Source organism: Vibrio sp. Vb0667 (assembly GCF_033391095.1).
In genome coordinates, this window is sequence record NZ_JAWPOL010000090.1 from 1 (window position 1) to 1,972 (window position 1,972).

At 45.9% G+C, this 1,972-nt stretch carries 2 protein-coding genes and 1 pseudogene; 2 read left to right on the plus strand and 1 reads right to left on the minus strand.

Going from position 1 to position 1,972, the window contains the following annotated elements; genetic code table 11:
* Both R8269_RS23595 and R8269_RS23600 read left to right on the plus strand, forming a co-directional pair.
* Window positions 1–849 (plus strand): DMT family transporter (locus R8269_RS23595; protein ID WP_318222701.1); only part of this gene is annotated, 849 nt, incomplete at its 5' end.
* Window positions 850–944: 95 nt separating this feature from the next.
* A complete protein-coding gene (locus R8269_RS23600; protein ID WP_005499292.1) occupies window positions 945–1,607 on the plus strand; it encodes a flagellar brake protein in 663 nt (220 codons plus the stop codon).
* A 25-nt stretch (window positions 1,608–1,632) separates the two neighbouring features.
* Here R8269_RS23600 and R8269_RS23605 read toward each other — a convergent pair.
* A pseudogene (locus R8269_RS23605) lies at window positions 1,633–1,972 on the minus strand (1,4-alpha-glucan branching protein); the annotation flags it as partial.

Sequence of the window (1,972 nt, forward strand, 5' to 3'; positions counted from 1 at the left end):
ATTTCGGCACTACAACCTGCTGATATTGCTTTGGTGCGCTTTCTCGTTCCTAGCCTAATCTTGTTGCCTTTTGTAATGAAACATAAAGCCGCCCTAAAAGCCGTTCCCAACAAATACCTTACTGGTATTGTCTTGGGTAGCGGTTTACCTTATTTACTTGTAGCGGGCACTGCCATGCATTTCGCTCCCGTCGCGCATGGTAGCGCCTTAATACCTGGCACGTTGCCTTTGTTTGTTTCTGCCATTGCAGTCTTGTTCTATCAACAATCGCTGAGTCATCACCGCATTATTGGTCTTTCCACCGTACTGCTGGGTATTTTTGTGTTTCTGCTATCTAATATCGGGGAGGAATACAACTGGTCTCAACTTCAAGGGCACGCGATGTTTTTAGTTGGCAGCTTGATGTGGGCGGTTTTTACTATCAGTGCACGCGTAGCCAACCTCAACGCTTATGTATGCGCGGGTTTTGTCGCCATTGTCTCGTTACTTATGCTTATCATCGCAGTCGGGTTCGGTTGGATAGACAGTTATTTAGCGGTAACGCCTCTCTCCAGTTGGCCTTGGGAGGAGCTGTTTAGCCATGCAATGTTACAAGGTGTCGGCGCAGGGCTTATCGCATCGTTTACGTTTATCTATGCCATAAAAATCATTGGCGCTGAAGCCAGCGCCGCATTTGGGTCTCTCACTCCCGTTGTCGCAACGTTGCTTGCCGTTCCAATCTTTGGCGAACAACCGGATTCGCTAACTTGGATCGCGTTAATTCTGGTGACTTGCGGTAGCGTGGTCGCCAGCCAAATCTTTATGAAGCATGAACTTACTCAAACTTATCGCCCACCACTTCACAGATAGCGATTAATTGACAAAAACTTTTATAAACCACACTTGATGAGTAAAACGGCGTTTTGGTAGCCTCTTTTCAATCAGAAATTGGAACCTCAGATCTTATGCCAGCAACTCATACGAAAGATGTACTGCATAAATTCCTCAAACCAGGGATGAAACTCTCGATTAACTTCGAATTTGGGCCAAAAGATAAATTCAGCTACTCAACCGTTTATTTAGGAATAAAAGAAAATTCTTATTTGATCCTCGATATTCCGATGCGATTGCTCGAAGATCAAGTGATGAGAAAACTGCATAACGCCGATGTGATTGTACGCGGCGTTTCCGACACTGAGCTTGGTCACGTGTTGGCTTTTAAATCCAGTGTACTAATGACAGCCGTTCGCCCTTCCCCTCTGCTCTTTATTCGCATACCCGGTACGTTTGCAACTAAGCCTGTTAGAGAGCACGAGCGTTACAAGCTACAAATGGACTGTACCATCGATCACAGCGGCAATATTTATGACGGCAGTTTGGTTGATTTTTCACTGGCAGGCGTCGGTGTTCAGACCTTTATTGAACCTGAGTTTAAGGTTGGAGACCGAGTTTCGGTGGTATCACCTCTTAGCATTCATATAGGAGAGGAAAATCCTTGCTTGATCGCCAATATAAAGAAGCAACCCAAAGGCTGGGTGATAGGCATTCGATTCGAGCAACCCATTACTATGACTGAAGATTTGAAAACCAAGTTGCTGGAACAGTCCTTTCTGACCAGCAACGTATGATTTAGTAAACTGAGGCGCGTCAAGGCTATGATTGGCTAAAGCGCGTGGCGGCAAAGCTGTTGAGTAACCGATGCACGGCATAAGTAACAAGCAAAGTGACCACGATGGCAAACAGTATGCTGCTGACTCGATACAAAGCACTAAAAATCAGGTCACCATCGGGCGCGAGATACTGTCCGAATAAGATCCCTAAAGTAGTGAGGCCGCCAAAGCCAGCACCTGAACCACTGGATTCTTTCACATGCATGTAACTGAAGATCATCGCGCCAATCCAAAGTAACGGCACAATAAACAGCAAAGTATCTGACCAATCATACAAAATGAGCTGCCCGACGATACCAAAGGTCACGCCTAGCAATGTGCCC